At 44.7% G+C, this 17,102-nt stretch carries 17 protein-coding genes; 13 read left to right on the top strand and 4 right to left on the bottom strand.

Features of this window, described 5'->3' with window-relative positions; translation table 11 throughout:
* Positions 1-42: 42 nt before the first annotated feature.
* On the bottom strand, positions 43-1,377 hold the full coding sequence (argH, locus tag ACFFGT_RS25945; RefSeq protein ID WP_377025423.1) for an argininosuccinate lyase: 1,335 nt from the start codon (positions 1,375-1,377) through the stop codon (positions 43-45).
* Between the two features lie 331 nt (positions 1,378-1,708).
* Between argH and ACFFGT_RS25950 the strand changes: the two genes are divergently transcribed.
* Positions 1,709-4,378, top strand: a complete 2,670-nt coding sequence (locus ACFFGT_RS25950) for an alpha-L-rhamnosidase (protein ID WP_377025424.1) — start codon at positions 1,709-1,711, stop codon at positions 4,376-4,378.
* 136 nt (positions 4,379-4,514) lie between these two features.
* Complete coding sequence (locus ACFFGT_RS25955; protein ID WP_377025425.1) at positions 4,515-5,162, top strand: START domain-containing protein; 648 nt, start codon at positions 4,515-4,517, stop codon at positions 5,160-5,162.
* Positions 5,163-5,639: 477 nt separating this feature from the next.
* On the opposite strand, the gene ACFFGT_RS25960 is transcribed toward ACFFGT_RS25955, so the two are convergent.
* Both ACFFGT_RS25960 and ACFFGT_RS32915 read right to left on the bottom strand, forming a co-directional pair.
* Entirely contained in the window at positions 5,640-5,942 is a 303-nt protein-coding gene (locus tag ACFFGT_RS25960; protein WP_377025426.1) for a hypothetical protein, read from the bottom strand.
* A 223-nt stretch (positions 5,943-6,165) separates the two neighbouring features.
* Entirely contained in the window at positions 6,166-6,450 is a 285-nt protein-coding gene (locus tag ACFFGT_RS32915; RefSeq protein ID WP_512700659.1) for a DUF8507 family protein, read from the bottom strand.
* 174 nt (positions 6,451-6,624) lie between these two features.
* Here ACFFGT_RS32915 and ACFFGT_RS25970 point away from each other — a divergent pair, with 174 nt between their 5' ends.
* The 8 genes from ACFFGT_RS25970 (at position 6,625) to ACFFGT_RS26005 (ending at position 14,039) form a co-directional block, all read left to right on the top strand.
* On the top strand, positions 6,625-7,365 hold the full coding sequence (locus ACFFGT_RS25970; protein ID WP_377025428.1) for a (Fe-S)-binding protein: 741 nt from the start codon (positions 6,625-6,627) through the stop codon (positions 7,363-7,365).
* Positions 7,362-8,750 (top strand): lactate utilization protein B, encoded by a 1,389-nt coding sequence (locus ACFFGT_RS25975; protein ID WP_377025429.1) that lies wholly within the window; start codon positions 7,362-7,364, stop codon positions 8,748-8,750. The genes ACFFGT_RS25970 and ACFFGT_RS25975 overlap by 4 nt, the downstream gene beginning before the upstream one ends.
* Entirely contained in the window at positions 8,747-9,337 is a 591-nt protein-coding gene (locus ACFFGT_RS25980) for a LutC/YkgG family protein (RefSeq protein WP_377025430.1), read from the top strand. Before ACFFGT_RS25975 ends, ACFFGT_RS25980 begins: the two co-directional genes overlap by 4 nt.
* Positions 9,338-9,770: 433 nt before the next feature.
* Complete coding sequence (locus ACFFGT_RS25985) at positions 9,771-10,514, top strand: SDR family oxidoreductase (protein WP_377025431.1); 744 nt, start codon at positions 9,771-9,773, stop codon at positions 10,512-10,514.
* Between the two features lie 28 nt (positions 10,515-10,542).
* Positions 10,543-11,280, top strand: coding sequence for an SDR family oxidoreductase (locus ACFFGT_RS25990; protein WP_377025432.1), 738 nt, complete (start codon positions 10,543-10,545; stop codon positions 11,278-11,280).
* An 82-nt stretch (positions 11,281-11,362) separates the two neighbouring features.
* Positions 11,363-12,904 (top strand): DHA2 family efflux MFS transporter permease subunit, encoded by a 1,542-nt coding sequence (locus ACFFGT_RS25995; RefSeq protein WP_377025433.1) that lies wholly within the window; start codon positions 11,363-11,365, stop codon positions 12,902-12,904.
* 30 nt (positions 12,905-12,934) lie between these two features.
* Positions 12,935-13,537, top strand: a complete 603-nt coding sequence (locus ACFFGT_RS26000) for a TetR/AcrR family transcriptional regulator (protein WP_377025434.1) — start codon at positions 12,935-12,937, stop codon at positions 13,535-13,537.
* Between the two features lie 112 nt (positions 13,538-13,649).
* A complete protein-coding gene (locus ACFFGT_RS26005) occupies positions 13,650-14,039 on the top strand; it encodes a response regulator (protein WP_377025435.1) in 390 nt (129 codons plus the stop codon).
* A 212-nt stretch (positions 14,040-14,251) separates the two neighbouring features.
* On the opposite strand, the gene ACFFGT_RS26010 is transcribed toward ACFFGT_RS26005, so the two are convergent.
* A complete protein-coding gene (locus ACFFGT_RS26010; protein ID WP_377025436.1) occupies positions 14,252-14,713 on the bottom strand; it encodes a DUF4268 domain-containing protein in 462 nt (153 codons plus the stop codon).
* A 247-nt stretch (positions 14,714-14,960) separates the two neighbouring features.
* On the opposite strand from ACFFGT_RS26010, the gene ACFFGT_RS26015 reads away from it, so the two are divergent.
* The 3 genes from ACFFGT_RS26015 to ACFFGT_RS26025 all read left to right on the top strand — a co-directional run bounded on the left by ACFFGT_RS26015 (position 14,961) and on the right by ACFFGT_RS26025 (position 17,080).
* Positions 14,961-15,248, top strand: a complete 288-nt coding sequence (locus tag ACFFGT_RS26015; RefSeq protein WP_377025437.1) for a DUF3892 domain-containing protein — start codon at positions 14,961-14,963, stop codon at positions 15,246-15,248.
* Between the two features lie 180 nt (positions 15,249-15,428).
* Positions 15,429-16,247: an oxidoreductase gene (locus ACFFGT_RS26020; RefSeq protein ID WP_377025438.1), complete on the top strand. Its 819-nt coding sequence runs from the start codon at positions 15,429-15,431 to the stop codon at positions 16,245-16,247.
* Positions 16,248-16,276: 29 nt separating this feature from the next.
* Positions 16,277-17,080, top strand: a complete 804-nt coding sequence (locus ACFFGT_RS26025) for a helix-turn-helix domain-containing protein (RefSeq protein ID WP_377025439.1) — start codon at positions 16,277-16,279, stop codon at positions 17,078-17,080.
* The last annotated feature ends 22 nt before the right edge of the window (positions 17,081-17,102 follow it).

The raw sequence follows: 17,102 nt of genomic DNA on the forward strand, positions 1-17,102 counted from the left end.
GTTTAGTACCAGAAACTTAAAGGTTTCCTGATACTAAGATAACTATTCCACCAATCCTTTTATTGCCTGCTCCACCTTTCCGAAATCAAAATTACTGATCAGCTTATCGAACGCTGCTGTAATTTGCTCATTACCCAAATTACCAATGCTGCCCTCGTGGGTATGGTTCACCGTTTTATCGGGGTTAAAATCACCTGCTTCAATGGCTAAACCAACCTGTTTATAAGCATCGCGGAACGGGGTACCACTCAGTGTTAAACGGTTAACCTCTTCCACGCTAAACAGGTAAGCATATTTGGCATCATCCAAAATATCGGTTTTTACGGTGATGTTTTGCAGCATGAAGGTTGCCATTTGCAGGCAGTGCTTCAGATCAGCAAAAGCGGGGAACAGCAATTCTTTTAATAATTGAAGCTCACGGTGATAGCCCGATGGCAGGTTGGTAGTCATCATGGCCACATCCGTAGGCAGGGCCTGCAGGCGGTTACATTTGCCGCGCATAATTTCCCAAACATCGGGGTTCTTTTTATGCGGCATAATGCTGCTGCCGGTGGTCAATGCGTCGGGATAACTTACGAAAGCAAAGTTCTGGCTCAGGTATAATGCCTGATCCATAGCCATTTTGGCTAATGTGGCAGCAATTGATGAAATGGCCTGCGCAATAATGCGCTCGGTTTTGCCACGGCCCATCTGCGCGTAAACCACGTTATAATTAAGGGCGTCAAAGCCTAAAAGTTGTGTAGTTAAAGTACGGTTAAGCGGAAAAGATGAGCCGTAACCAGCTGCCGAACCCAATGGGTTTTTATTAGTGATTCGGTAAGCAGCTAAAACCAGTTCCAGGTCATCGGCCAAGCTTTCGGCATAAGCGCCAAACCACAGGCCAAATGACGATGGCATGGCTACCTGCAAATGGGTATAACCCGGCAGTAAAACATCCTTATGTTTTTCGCTCAGTTCAATTAACTGGCGAAACAGGGTTTCGGTGCTTTCAACAATTTCCTGCAACTGATGGCGGAAGAACAGTTTAAGGTCGACCAAAACCTGGTCGTTACGGGACCGGCCACTATGGATCTTTTTACCGGCATCGCCAACGCGCTGGGTAAGCAGCAATTCAACCTGCGAGTGCACATCTTCCACGTGCTCCTCAATAGTGAAACCCCCTTTGGCTATGTCGGCATAAATAGCTTTCAGCTCACGCTGAACAAGCTCCAGATCGGCATCGTCCATCAGCCCTACGCTTTGCAGCATGCGGGTATGGGCCAGTGATCCTAAAACATCAAACGCCGCCATTTGCTCATCAAATTCGCGGTCGCGTCCAACAGTAAAGTTTTCAACCAGTTCGTTAACGTTGGTAGTTTTTTGCCATAGCTTGCTCATGGTGCAAATGTATAAAATTGTGTATTTTATGTGCATTATTGAGTATTATTTAATATCGCCGCCGCTCGGCTCCTGCCGAGTGGCCATTATTTCCAGGCCTCTGGCCTATTCTCCACGTCGGCCGGAGGCCGTGGGATAGTTGCCACTCGGCAAGAGCCGAGCGGCGGCGTGCTATAATTATCCTAACAATCCTTAAATCCCAAGAATCATGGTTCAGACAAAAACAGGACAGTACAGGATGCAAATTCCAAACCATCCCTTTAACATTGTTGTATCGTGATAACATTTCATAGGCATTTGCCAATAACGTATAAACCGCTATCTTGACCACATGAAACACCTTTTTTGTAAGCCATTGCTTTGCATTGTCTTATTATGCTGCTTTTTTTCGGTAACACATGCCCAAACACCCAGGGCAGCAAACCTTAAATGTGAGTACCTTGTAAACCCCATAGGTATCGACAACGCTCATCCCCGCTTAACCTGGATGATGGATGATAAAGCGCAGGGAGCAGCCCAAAGCGCATATCAACTATTTGTCGGCACCGATTCTGCTGCCGTCGCTACTGGTAAAGGCGGCAACTGGACTACAGCTAAAATTGCTTCATCAAACAACCTTGCCATTTATAATGGCCAACAACTAAAACCTTTTACTAAATATTACTGGAAGGTTCAGCTTTGGGATCAGGCGGGTAAAAAACTTGCTCCGTCTACCATAAATAGCTTTGAAACCGGTATGATGGGCATGCAAAACTGGCAAGGTTCATGGATCAGCGACAATAAAGGTATCGCCGTAAACCCGGCGCCTTATTTCCGCAACACGTTTAACGTAAAAAAAACTATCCGTTCGGCAAGGGCTTATATCGCAGTAGCAGGTTTATATGAGCTTTATTTAAACGGTAAAAAGATCGGCAACCACAGGCTTGACCCGATGTATACCCGGTTCGACAGGCGCACGCTTTATGTTTCTTACGATGTTACCGCGCAGTTGCAAAGCGGCAAAAACGCGGTTGGTGTATTGTTAGGCAATGGCTGGTATAACCACCAAAGTACAGCAGTTTGGTTTTTTCACCAGGCGCCATGGCGCGGTCGCCCGGCGTTTTGCATGGATCTGCGTATTACTTATACCGATGGCTCAGTTGAAACTGTAAAATCAGGCACAGATTGGAAAACATCGCTCAGCCCTATCGTTTTCAACAGTATTTACACTGCCGAGCATTACGACGGTCGCCTGGAACAGGCAGGCTGGAACACCGCCAATTTTGATGACAGCAAATGGAAACCGGTTATTAACCGCTCGGCGCCTTCTATGAACATCGTATCGCAAAGCATGCAGCCTATCCGTGCGGTTGATACTATCAGCACCAAAAGCATTACTAAAATTGATAATGATGTTTGGGTGTTTGATATGGGCAGGAATATTTCGGGCGTAAGCGAGATCACGGTTAAAGGTGATTCGGGAACGGTGATCCGCCTGAAACATGCCGAAAGATTGAACAAGAACGGCCATGTCGATCAATCCAACATCGATCTGCATTACCGCCCTACCGATGATAAAGACCCTTTTCAAACCGATATCTTTATTTTAGGAGGCAAAGGCGAAGAAACATTTTCGCCGCGCTTTAATTACAAGGGTTTTCAATACATTGAGGTGAGCAGCAGCAAACCTATTCAGATAGGCAAGGAAAACATCAAGGCCTTTTTTATGCACAGCGATGTGGAACCTATAGGCACAGTTAATGCATCAAACCAAACTATTAACCAGATCTGGACGGCCACTAACAACAGCTACCTCAGCAACCTGTTCGGCTACCCTACAGATTGCCCGCAGCGCGAAAAGAACGGCTGGACAGGTGACGCGCACATTGCCAGCGAAACAGGTTTATATAACTTTGACGGCATTACTGTTTACGAAAAATGGCTGGCCGATCACCGTGACGAACAGCAGCCTAACGGTGTATTACCATCCATTATCCCGACCGGCGGCTGGGGTTACGAATGGGGTAACGGGCCCGACTGGACCAGCACCATCGCCATTATCCCTTACAATATTTATTTATTTTATGGCGATAGCAAATTATTGGCCGACAGCTACACTGCCATTGAAAAATACGTAAACCACATTGATGAGCTTTACCCAAGCGGGCTTACCACCTGGGGCCTGGGCGACTGGGTGCCTGTAAAATCAGTTTCGCCGGTTGAGCTTACCTCCTCGGTTTATTATTATACCGATGCCAGCATACTGGCCAAAGCAGCCAAAATATTAGGCAAACAGGCCGATTATGTAAAATACACCGCACTGGCCAATAAGATCAAAAATGCCATCAATGCGAAATATTTAGATACCACAACCGGCATCTATGGCAAAGGCCTACAAACCGAATTAAGTGTGCCGCTTTACTGGGGTGTAGTACCCGAAAATATGAAAAGCAAAGTAGCCGCCAATCTTGCCAAACGTGTTGCTGCCGATAATTTCCATTTAGATGTTGGAATTCTCGGCGCCAAAGCCATTTTGAGCGCGTTGAGCGATAATGGCTATTCAGACGTAGCTTACAAAATAGCATCGCAGGAAACCTTCCCATCATGGGGCTGGTGGATGGTGAACGGAGCTACCACTTTGTATGAAAACTGGCAGATCGACGCTAAATCAGATATCTCCCTTAACCACATCATGTTTGGCGAAATCGGCGCATGGCTGTACAAGGGCATTGCCGGCATTCACCCCGATCCTGAGCATCCTGGCTTTAAAAATGTATTGCTGCAGCCACATTTTGTACCGGGCTTAAATGAGTTTACGGCTACCCACAAAGGGCCGTATGGCAATATCGTTTCATCATGGCAGCGTACCGGTACTGGTGTAACTTATAAAGTTACCATACCGGCCAATTCAACAGCAACTATTACCTTCCCCGCTGGTAAAGTTTACCTTAGTGGCAAACCACTTGCTGTTAACAGCTTTTACAAAGCAGCAGCGGGCAGCTATGTATTCGAGGTGAAATAATAAAGCCGCAAATGCCATAGCATTTTCATATTTTAATATTTGCTCATATCAAATGACCATATGCTGACAGGCCGGGGCAACCCCGGCCTGTTTTTGTATATAGATTTGTCACACCTTATTTACACGAGCAATTATTATGTACAGGATCCTTACTATAGCATTTTTATTATTCGCTGCAAAATTTGCCATAGCCGGCCCGGAACAACCCTGGTCGTTAAGCAGCGATAAGGAAGGCATTAAAGTTTACACCCGCCACGTTGCCGATTCAAAGATCAAAGCCATTAAAGTAGAGTGCACCCTGAACGCTACACCTGCCCAGCTGGTAGCCGTATTGATGGATATAAAAACCTGCGGCGAATGGGTCTACCATACCAAATCGGCCAGTATTATTAAACAGGTTTCCCCTTCAGATATTTATTATTACTCAGAAGTTAACATACCATGGCCGGTTCATAACCGCGATTTTGTAGCGCATTTAAAAGTTACGCAAGATCCTAAAACCAAAGTTGTTACTATCGATGCGCCGGTTATATCAAATATGGTACCTGCAAAGGATGGCATTGTGAGGGTTGAGAACTCAACCGGCCGCTGGGTGATTACGCCTGTTGACAGCAGCCATGTAAGCATTGTTTATACCCTCCATCTTGATCCCGGTGGTTCTGTACCAGCCTGGCTTATCAATATGTTTGCCGCCCAGGGGCCAATGGAAAGTTTTAAAGGTTTAAAAAAGCAGCTTCAGAAACCGGCTTATAAGGATGTGAAGCTGGCTTATGTGCAGGATTAGCCCCCCGACCCCCTAAAGGGGATGGTTAACCCTTATAATAAGAAACTCCAAATTATAATTGAACCCTTTTGCGTTAAGGATTGCAGCGGATACCGGCCAATGTCATTAAGTTAAGGAATTGACAGGTTGCACCAGAGGTGCAAAAGGTTTGTAGAAATAAAATGGATGAACGTTTTAGTGTGCCAGAGGTACACAACCCCGGTGTTCCGTACCTCTGGCACGGTTATTTGGGGAATCTATGTTACTACAAACCTGTTCCCCCTCTGGGGGATTTCCCTTAACTTAATGACATTGGGATACCGGTCTGTGCGTAATGGCCCGACGAGCATCGAGGTAAACTCTACAGGCGTATGAGCGGAAAGCCTGGGCCGCAGGCAACGCTCATAATTGACCGTTGATTAAGAAAAAGGGAGATTGCGTTGATTTTTTTGGGGAAAGCAGCTTTTCCATTTTGGCCCCTGCTCTTACTCATGTATACTACTTCTGTTTACCGAAATAAATTGTATAATCACTGCCGTTACTTTCAACGTCTAACGTTAAGTCTCTTCTCATTTGATATTTTCCATTATTACATTTAAAAATAAAATATGAAAATTCTCCGTCGTCAGAAAGATCCCACTGGCCTTCATATCCTTTTAAAATTTTTAAACCGGGCATAAAATGATAAGTTCCATTTTCGAGAAGTTGCAATTTTACGTCCCTATAAAGATATTTATCTTTTATATCATAATTTCCACCTATTGAATCTACCACGTAGTTCCCCGAAAGCCCATTTATCATTCGCTTTTTCTCAGAATGACAACTATTGAGCATCAACAGTAAGACACATGAAAATAATAGACATACACATTTAACATTGATCTTACTGTTCTTCGCTTGATCGACTATTAATGACATTTTTTGAAATAAAGGTAAATAGGTTTGATTAGAATAAGATAAGTTGATTAAATGTTGAAATTATAAACAATAATGCCAGAGTATCTCAACTTATGGTGCAACCTAACTAACTGTCAGCGTTAAGCATATTATCAAAATCCCGCTGGGTATATCCTTTTTCTGATACCACCTTATTCACTTCATCCTCTAATTTGTCAGCATAATAATCGGTCAATAGCTTTTTCAACTCCAATGTCTCTTTTTCAGACATCGGACGATTAAACAACCTTAACAAGCTAACTTGTATTGGATTCAATTTGATACTGGACTCATTTGTTATCGCCATTCCGTTAATCCTTACTAAAACAAAGTTATCTGATTGTACAACATCATTATCACAATTTATCTTCATTCCTGCAAATAAACGTCAACATTTTGCAAATAAAATTGAAAACAGTTAGCGCGCTTAGCTGTACTTTCGATGTTTATTGCATAGCCATGTCTCCCTTGCAGGATACCAAAGGATGGTTGTGCAAATTATAAACGCTAATATTGCTTTAACCAATTTAAAGTAAACGTGTAAACGATGAGAGTTGCCCTGTTTGTACCTTGCTATGTTGATCAGTTTTACCCCAAGGCGGCTATTGCCACGCTGGAGTTGCTGGAGAAACTTGGCTGTGAAGTCCACTACCCTAAAAATCAAACCTGCTGCGGGCAGCCTATGGCCAACTCTGGCTATGAGCATTTAACCGGCGGCTGCAATAATTTATTTGTCGATAATTTTTCGGGCTATGATTATATCGTTTGCCCCTCGGGGAGTTGTACCCTGCATATCAAAGAGCATTTACATGCCGATGGCCGGGAAGAACAGGCAAAGGATATCCGCAAAAAGGTTTATGAGCTTACCGAGTTTCTGGTTGATATACTGAAGGTGAAACAATTAACAGCCAGCTTCCCCTACCGGGTTGGCCTGCACCAAAGCTGCCACGGTTTGCGTGGTTTGCACATAGCCCAAATGAGCGAACTGGTTGCCGAACCTTTCAGCAAGCCGGCACAACTGCTTGATATGGTAAGCGGACTGGAGCTGGTGCCCCTGAGCCGTCAGGATGATTGCTGTGGTTTCGGCGGTACGTTTTGCGTGGTTGAGGAAGCGGTATCGGCCAAAATGGGTAAAGACCGTGTGGCCGATCATGTAGCACACGGCGCGCAATACATCACCTCGGCCGATCTTTCATGCCTGATGCACCTCGAAGGTATCCTGCGCCGGCAAAACAGCGATGTTAAAGTAATTCACGTGGCCGAAATTTTAAACCACAGCATGCAATGAGTACCGCTACCACTAAAGACCACCCACATTTAGCTGCCGACTTTAACCGCGATGAGCCCCGTGTAAACTGGCACGACGAAACCCTGTGGTGGGTACGCGCCAAAAGGGACATTGCCGCGCATAAACTCCCCGAATGGGAGCTGCTGCGCGAAACGGCATCACAAATAAAACTGAACGTGCTATCAAACCTGGGCCAGTATTTGGAGCAGTTTGAAGCCAACGCCATCAAAAATGGCATTATAGTACATTGGGCGCAGGACGCCGCCGAGCATAACCAGATCATATATAACCTGCTTGAGCAACGCGGCATCAACAAAATGGTTAAAAGCAAATCGATGCTTACCGAGGAATGCCATTTGAACGAGTACCTGAAAGAACAGGGCGTTGATGTGATTGACTCCGACCTTGGCGAACGTATTGTACAACTGGCCAATGAACCGCCAAGCCATATTGTACTGCCCTGTATTCACAAAAAAAAGGAAGAGATAGGCGATATTTTCCACGAGCATTTAGGCTCGGCCAAAGGCGAATCAGACCCGAAGATCTTGACCGAAACCGCACGCCAGCATTTGCGCGAGGTGTTTTTAACCCGTCGCGCAGCCCTTACAGGGGTTAACTTTGCCGTAGCCGAAACCGGCGAATTTGTGATCTGCACCAACGAGGGTAATGCCGATATGGGTGCCCACCTGGCCGAGATCCATATTGCCTCGATGGGGATAGAAAAGATCATCCCCGAAAGGAAACACCTGGGTGTGTTTTTGCGCCTGCTTACCCGCAGTGCTACCGGTCAGCCGATCACCACTTATTCGAGCCATTTCAGCAAACCGCAGGATGGCACCGAAATTCATATTGTTATTGTTGATAATGGCCGCAGCATTCAGCTGGGGCGCGAGGAATTCCGCAACTCTTTAAAGTGCATCCGTTGCGGGGCTTGTATGAACACCTGCCCGGTTTACCGCAAAAGCGGTGGCCACAGCTATCATACCGCCATTGCCGGGCCGATAGGCTCTATCCTCGCCCCTAACCTCGACATGAAAAAATATGCCGACCTGCCCTTTGCATCCACCCTTTGCGGCTCCTGCAGCAATGTGTGCCCGGTTAAGATAGATATTCATGATCAGCTATATAAATGGCGGCAGGTGATTGTTAAAGAAGGATATACTCCAACCACAAAAAGCATTGCCATGAAGGCCATGTCCATAACGCTGGCCTCGCCAACCCTGTACCGCATGGGTGGTAAAACCGGCAGACTGGTATTTAAATATGCCCCCTTTGCAGTAAACAATAAATTTAACCCCTGGTACAATCAGCGCGAAATGCCCAAAGCACCCGATGAATCATTTGGTGAATGGTATGCCAAAAGGAAAGGAGCAAAAAATTCATGAGCCGCGAAAAGATCTTAGCCGCTGTAAAATTTAATCAGCCGGCAGCTAATCAGCTGCCTGATATGGAAGTGCTGAATACATTAACCGATGTCAGAACCGATCTGGTATCGAAATATAAAACCATAGCCACTGCAGGCGGCAGCTTTGTTTACGAGGTTAGTGGTTTCGATGAGATAAAAGCTATCCTTAAAAATGAATTTAAGCATGGTGTAAAGATCATATCTGCGCTTGATGAGTTGAGCGATTACATTTACACCGATACTGTAAAGTTTGAAGACGGTCATACTTTTGCCGATGTAGAGTTAACCGTGCTCCGCACCAGCCTCGGAGTTGCCGAAAACGGCGCGCTTTGGCTTACCGCAAAGCAAATGGGCAGCCGGGTACTGCCTTTTATTGCCCAGCATTTGGCGGTAGTAATTGGTAAAGATGATTTTGTACCTACCATGGCCCAGGCCTATATAGCTATTGGCGATACTGATTATGGCTACGGCTCGTTTATCTCCGGCCCCTCAAAAACGGCAGATATTGAGCAATCACTGGTTATCGGGGCGCATGGGCCAAGGAGTTTGTCGGTGTTTATACTTTAAAAATAAAGAGCCGTAAAAGTTATGTCATTGCGAGGGGCGAGAACGGGCCCTGGGGCGCGACGTGGCAATCGCATGCTATACAGGGCGGCTATGCTTCCGTGCGATTGCTTCGTACCTCCCAATGACATGTTTTTTAGTCTGCCAAATCCTCCTCTTACCTAATCTCGCGCTCGTTTGCAACGAGTGCGTAAAGTGGGTTTGCGTTTGCAACGCAACGGGCGATACAATCGCCAAACCATATTAAGCACTCGTTGCAAACGAGCGCAAGATGGTGCGATTGCTTCGCACCTCGCAAATGACATATTTTTTAGTCTGCCAAATCCTCCTCCTGCCTTAAAATCAACATTTTACAACAATGACAAAAAGATGATAAAAAAATATACCGATTGGTATATTTTTGTGGTGTCGAAATTAATGATCGGCAATACAGAAAATGAAAACTTCAGAAAACACTATATTAATTACCGGCGGCAGTGCCGGTATAGGCTTTGAAATAGCCAAACAATTATCAGCAAAAAACAATCATGTAATTATAGTTGGCCGTAACCAGGAACGTTTGGATGCTGCCGCTGCTCAATTACAAAATGTAACTGCCATTAAAGCAGATGTATCAAACGCTGCAGACGTTGACGCTTTGGTTAACAAACTTAAAAGCGATTTTCCTCAATTAAATGTTGTGATTAATAATGCCGGTGCTGCCCAATATAACACCCTTATTAACGATGAAAATATTTTCGATAAAGCCCAGGCCGAAATGTTCACCAATTACCTTTCAATAGTGAAGCTTAACGAAAAACTTTTATCATCATTGGTAAAACAACCCGAAGCAGCCATCGTGAACGTATCATCAATAGTAGCCTTTGCACCAAGCATCGGGCTGGCCACTTATGCAGCCTCCAAAGCCGCTTTACACTCTTATACCCGTGCACTGCGTTTAGCATTAAAAGATAGCAGCGTAAAAGTGTTTGAACTGATGCCACCGCTGGTTAATACCGAATTTTCTGCCGAAATTGGTGGTGCAGAAAGAGGCATCCCCGCTTCACAGGTTGCTGACGAACTGATTGCATCGTTAGAAACCGACAACTACGAGATCAGGGTGGCCGGTACCGAACAATTTTACCGTTTATACCTCTCAAACCCCGACGAAGCTTTAAAAGCTATCAACTCAATTAAATAATCATCAACTCACTATAAAAACAAACAACATGAAAACTTCACAAAATACCGTACTTATTACCGGCGGCAGTGCCGGGATAGGTTTTGAAATAGCCAAACAACTATCAGCTAAAAATAACCATGTAATTATCATTGGCCGTAACCAGGAGCGTTTGGATAAAGCAGCTGCTCAATTGCAAAATGTAACCGCTATTAAAGCTGATATATCGAATGCCGAAGATGTGGAAGCCTTAACAGCGCAAGTGAAAAAAGACTTTCCACAACTGAATGTGGTGATCAATAACGCCGGTGCAGCCTCAATCAATGATCTGCTAACCACACCTAACGTTTTTGAAAACGCACAAACAGAAATGTTTACAAACTACATTTCTGTTGTGCGTCTTAACGAAAAATTGCTGCCTGTTTTACAACAGCAAAGCGAAGCAGCTATCGTAAACGTATCATCAATAGTTGCCTTTTTACCAGGCAAACAAACTGCTACCTACTCAGCAACCAAAGCTGCCCTGCACTCTTACACCATTTCATTAAGAGTAGCTTTGGAAGATACCAACATTAAAGTATTTGAGCTGATGCCTCCATTAGTTGATACCGAATTTTCGGCAGAAATTGGTGGTCATAATGGTATCCCGGCATCACAGGTTGCTGATGAGTTTGTAGCCGGTTTTGAAACCGACAACTACGAGATCCGCGTTGGTGGTACAGAAGGATTTTACCGCCTGTTTCTGTCAAACCCGGCCGAAGCATTGAAAGCCCTGCACCAGAGATAATTCTCTGGTTTAATTTTTTTACCCTAAAAAATACCAATCGGTATTTTTTAGGGTAATTATTATTACAATAATTAACACTTCAATGAAAAAAAGCATCCTCATCATTACCGTTATAGCCGCCGCTATTATGGAACTGATAGATACCTCCATAGTAAACGTAGCCCTCTCGCACATGAGCGGTAATTTGGGCGCCACGCTCGAAGATACTTCCTGGGTGATCACAGCGTACGCCATAGCCAACATCATCGTAATACCCATGACCAGCTTTTTAACTACCAAGCTTGGTCGCCGTAATTACTATATCGGGTCAATTATCGCTTTTACCTTCTTTTCGGCCATGTGTGGATTTGCCTCAAATATCTGGACACTGGTTGCCTTCCGCTTTTTACAGGGCATTGGCGGTGGTGCGCTTTTATCAGTATCGCAAGCTATTGTATTTGAAGTTTATGGAAAAGAACGTGTAGGCATAGCCAGCGCTCTGTTTGGCGTGGGCGTATTTTTAGGCCCAACAATTGGCCCTACCCTGGGCGGTTTCATCACCGAACACTATACCTGGCCATGGATTTTCTTCATCAATATTCCTATCGGCATAGCCGTAACCGTATCAAGTTTGTTGCTGGTTACCGAACCAGAGCTCAAGGTTAAAGCAAAAAGCGTGGACTGGTGGGGTATTCTCCTGCTCATTATAGGCATAGGCTCGCTACAAACCGTGCTCGAAAGAGGTGAAACTGACGACTGGTTTTCTGCAGGTTACATCATTGTGCTTACGATAGTGGCTGTTATCAGCCTTAGTACTTTCATCTGGTGGGAGCTCACAACCCCTACCCCGGTTATTGATCTTAGGGTACTGAAAAGCAAATCACTTGCCGTAGCGGCTATATTGACATTTGTAACGGGCTTCGGGCTGTTTACCTCGGTATTCCTTACACCGGTGCTGGCGCAGCGGGTATTATTGTTCCCCCCTACCATAACCGGGCTTATTTTATTGCCTGGTGCGGCGCTGGCAATTGTAGGCTTGCTGTTTTCGGCCACGCTATTAAAAAAAGGAGTGTCTCCATTAATTATTATCACGGCCGGTTTCATCATCTTTATCACCTTTACCTGGCAAATGTCACACATGAATCTGGAAGCAGCTCCCGGCGATTTGGTTGGTCCCCTAATTTACAGGGCTATGGGTATTGCATTATTAACCGTTCCGCTTACCGCTTTGGCTGTATCGGGTCTCGAGCCCAAAGATATCCCCCAGGGCACCGCGTTAAATAATATGATGCGGCAGTTGGGTGGCTCGTTCGGCATTGCGGTTATTAATACCTATGTAGCCAAGCGTTTCGGGTTGCACCGCAGCGACCTGTTGTCGAACATCAATATCTTCAACGATCAAACTACAGCACGGATAGCCAAGCTTACCAATTATTTCAGCAGTCGTGGATTTTCATCATTTGATTCACATAATAAAGCGATGGCAGTTATTGACAATACCATCAACAGGCAATCATTTTTGCTGAGTTACCTGGACGCCTACTTGTTTTCCGGCCTGGTATTTTTACTGGCGATGCCACTTTTATTGCTGGTTATTAACCGTAAAAAACAAGCCGGACCAATTGTAATAATAAGTGATCACTAAAAACTAAATACCAATTGGTATATTTGTATTATGGAAAACGAATTGTCAAAAGCCGAGCGTACCCGCCAGTTCATTATTGAGCGCACCTCATCCATATTCAATAAAAAAGGATATGCAGGCACTTCTCTTTCTGACCTTACCGAGGCCACAGGTCTTACCAAGGGCAGTATTTACGGCAACTTCAAAAATAAGGAAGAAGTAGCTGCCGAAGTATTTGAATATAACTCGGGCAAAGTACGCAAACAGATCCAGGACCGGATTCAAAGGGCCACAAGTTATCATGACAAATTATTGGTTTATGCCCAGGTATATCACAGCTTTACCCGTGGTGATTTTATTCCCGGCGGCTGCCCGATACTGAATACTGCCGTTGATGCCGATGATACCAACCCCTTGCTAAAAGATAAAGCTGCCAGGGCAGTAACCCGCTGGAAAACCGGCATCGAAAACCTTATCAAAGCAGGCATTGAGGCGGGTGAACTAAAACCGGATATTAATGCTACCGAAACAGCTTTGAGCATGATTGCAATGATCGAAGGTGGCATTATGATCTCGAAAGTGACCGATTCACCCGCAAATCTTGATATCGTTCTGGCATCTGTTCATCATATGGTGGATGGCCTGAAGCTGTAAATAGTATATATTTAAGAGCTACAGGTTGTTACTTGATTGTTACAATAATTGGATTTAACTTTGAAAACAAAAGAAACGTTCCCAGCGTTATCTTCTTTACCAATTATTAATTATGTCAAAAAAAATTTTGATCCTTGATGATAGCGAGGATATTTTGGAAGTGATGAAAGAAGCTCTTGAAATGGAGCACTATGAAGTTGAGGTACTGAACTATACTGATGACATATGCAAGGCGGCTCTATCAGCTAATGCCGACCTTGTAATTTTGGATTACATTTTGTTCGGTATAAACGGTGGCGAACTTTGCCACATGCTGAAAACAACCCCGGCGACGGCGCACATCCCGGTGGTGATGGTATCAGCCTACCCGCGTGTGCTGGAATCATTAGGCAACTATGGTTCTGATGCGTTTATTGCCAAGCCCTTTAACCTGAGCGATGTTATTGACACGGTTAATCATTGCTTTTTAACAACCGGTGATGATGTAGCGCATATGGCGTAAAGTAAAATCATTATTGCGAGTTTGTAACATCTCCACCTCGTCATTGCGAGGCACGAAGACAACCGACCATAGGGAGCTCATTAATACCTATAAAAATCAAATTATAATTATTAATAATCCCCAATATACCGAGGCCCTTTTCGGGTCGACCTGTAAAGTTCGCGATTGCTTCGTACCTCGCAATGACGGTGGTTTTTAAAGCTAAATCTATTCTACCTGAACAAATCAAAACTATACTGCGCCATACTCCAAAACTCATCCAAAGCGATAATTCTCGGTTTAAAAAAGGAGATGAGTGCAGGCCAGTCTGCCTGGTTAAATACACTTACGCCAGGCAGGGTTTTAATGATGCGGCTTACCGTTTTGTTATATTCATCGGTAGTATGCAGCTGCCATTCCCATTCCTCATCAAGCTGGCCGTTCAGGATATTTTTTAACTCTATGAACTGATCAAACATCAATTGCTGGATATCTGCATCGGGGTGGCTCATTTCAATAGCTATAAAAGCCGATCTTTTATCGGCCTCCATTTTAAAGTACAGATGTTTGACGCCTGTTTTATAATTAACCCAGTTGGTGCGCAAACCATCCGCCGAAAGCTGGGGTTTCAGATATTGCCCAAACGCCGTCCAAAAAGCTTGTTTTAATTGAGATGCCTGTTCTTTTGAGTACAAATTGATGGGAATTGATGAGGGGTAAAAATAAGAGTTTTTAAATTATAGTTTGTTACTCGCATGAAGCGGATCAGCCTGTCCCATTGAATAAGCACGCAAAGGCGCAGAGGCGCTAAGAAAAAACCTTTGCGTCTTAGCGCCTTTGCGAGCAAGCAATGATGGATAAGTGCAGCGGCCTAACCCACCATGCTTTTTTAACTTTCATATCCAATAAACCCTATCTTTACAAATACCACATTTATATTTTATGGCAAGCTATCAGGTAAACTGTATTGATAAACCCAAGGCATCAAGCACACACGAGCAAATCACCCATATAGGTTATTATGAATCATTAGACAAGCCAAGGGTAGTAATCTCCGTTGCCGAAGCCATAGCCCGGATAGAAGCTAACAGCCAGGCCTTTTATGTAAGTACCGAAAGGGGTAAAACCTACCTTACCGTAGTAAAACCCGAAAACGGCGGCAAAAAACACCTCAAATCATTAACCGACAGGGCCGGGATGGACAACCTGCTTACACTGGAAGAAGTTTAATCATTCCTCCCAAAAAAGACCTTTCGCCTTTTACCTTTATCCTTTCACCTCAAAAAGTTGAGCTCCACACCAAAGCAACTTTGAGCCACACACCAAACCTGCGCCCTTGCTTTAACCCGATCTTTGTTTTGTTGTAAGGCCAATGAGGCCTACACTTAACAAAACATCAAAATTGAAACAATGCAAAAGAAAGTAATATTGGTAACCGGCGCATCTGCCGGCATGGGTAAAGCATTTGCCGAAGAATTATTGAAAGACGGACACACGGTTTACGGCGCCGCCCGCAGGGTTGAAAAAATGGAAGGGATCCGCAGGCTTGGCATAAAAGTACTGGCAATGGACGTAACCAACGAAGCCGAGATGGTTCAGGGCATTGATGCCATCATTAAAGCCGAAGGCCGGATAGATGTGTTGATCAACAATGCCGGTTTTGGCTCATACGGAGCAATTGAAGATGTGCCGCTAAGCGATGCCCGTTACCAGCTTGAGGTAAACGTTTTTGGTGCGGCAAGGCTCATCCAACTGGTGTTGCCCTATATGCGCAAGCAGCATTCGGGAACTATTATCAACGTATCAAGCATCGGTGGCAAGTTTGCTTCACCGCTGGGTGGCTGGTACCATTCAAGCAAGTTTGCGCTGGAGGCAATGAGCGATAGTTTGCGTAACGAGGTAAAGCAGTTTGGTATTAATGTAGTGGTGATTGAGCCCGGAGGCATTAAAACGGAATGGGGCGGTATAGCGGCCGATAACCTGCTTAAAGTTTCGGGCAGCGGGGCATATGCTTCATTGGCGAAGAAATTTGCAATCATGCTAACACAAACCGTTGAGGCTAAAATCCCCGGCCCAATGGTAATTGTGAACCTGGTACGTAAAGCCATCGCCAGTAAAAAACCCAAGATCCGTTACCATGGCGGCTATATGGCTTCGCTGCTGCTTTTTTTACGCAAGCTGTTATCCGATCGCGCTTTTGACGGTTTGATTAGCAGCCAGATGAAATAAGTTTGATTTATATTAGCCTAATCAAACCCATGGAAGATAAAAGCCATATCCAGTTTCATAACCTGCTTTACTCATGCACCGAGCAAAAACAACGGGGCAATGAACAGTTTGTGCATGAACATGCCTTTGGATACATTGTATCGGGCGAGGTACACTCACTAAGCAACAACCAAAAGCAGGTATTTAAACAAGGAATGATTGGCCTGGTACGCCGCAACCAATTAGTAAAATCGATAAAAGTACCGGCATCAGGCGGCGATTTTAAATCGATCAATATATTTTTAGAGCAGAATTTTTTACGCCGCTATGCTGCCGAAAATAAGCTCCCGCCGGTTGCGCGTTACACCGGCGAGCCATTGATTGAGCTAACAAATGATCCGTTCATAAAAGGCTATTTTGATTCGTTGCTGCCTTACTTTAACCATGCGTCGCAATTGAATGCACAACTGGCCGAACTAAAAACCCTCGAAGCAGTTGAACTATTACTGAGAGCAAAGCCCGAACTGAAAAACCTTTTGTTTGATTTCAGCGAGCCACACAAGATAGACCTGGAAGCCTATATGAACCGGCACTATATGTACAATGTGCCAACCTCCCAGTTTGCCCGCCTCACCGGCCGCAGCCTTGCCGGTTTTAAACGTGATTTTGAGAAGATTTTTAATCTGCCTCCGGGCCAGTGGTTACAGCAAAAGCGCTTAAATGAAGCTTATTTCCTCATCAGCGAAAAAGGACGCAAACCATCGGATGTTTACCTTGATGTTGGTTTCGAGAACCTGTCGCATTTTTCTTACTCGTTCAAGAAAGCTTTTGGGGTAGCACCATCAACTATATGATACCTATACGAATGATTACAAA

The organism is Mucilaginibacter angelicae (genome assembly GCF_042434235.1).
Classification (GTDB): Bacteria; Bacteroidota; Bacteroidia; order Sphingobacteriales; family Sphingobacteriaceae; genus Mucilaginibacter; species Mucilaginibacter angelicae.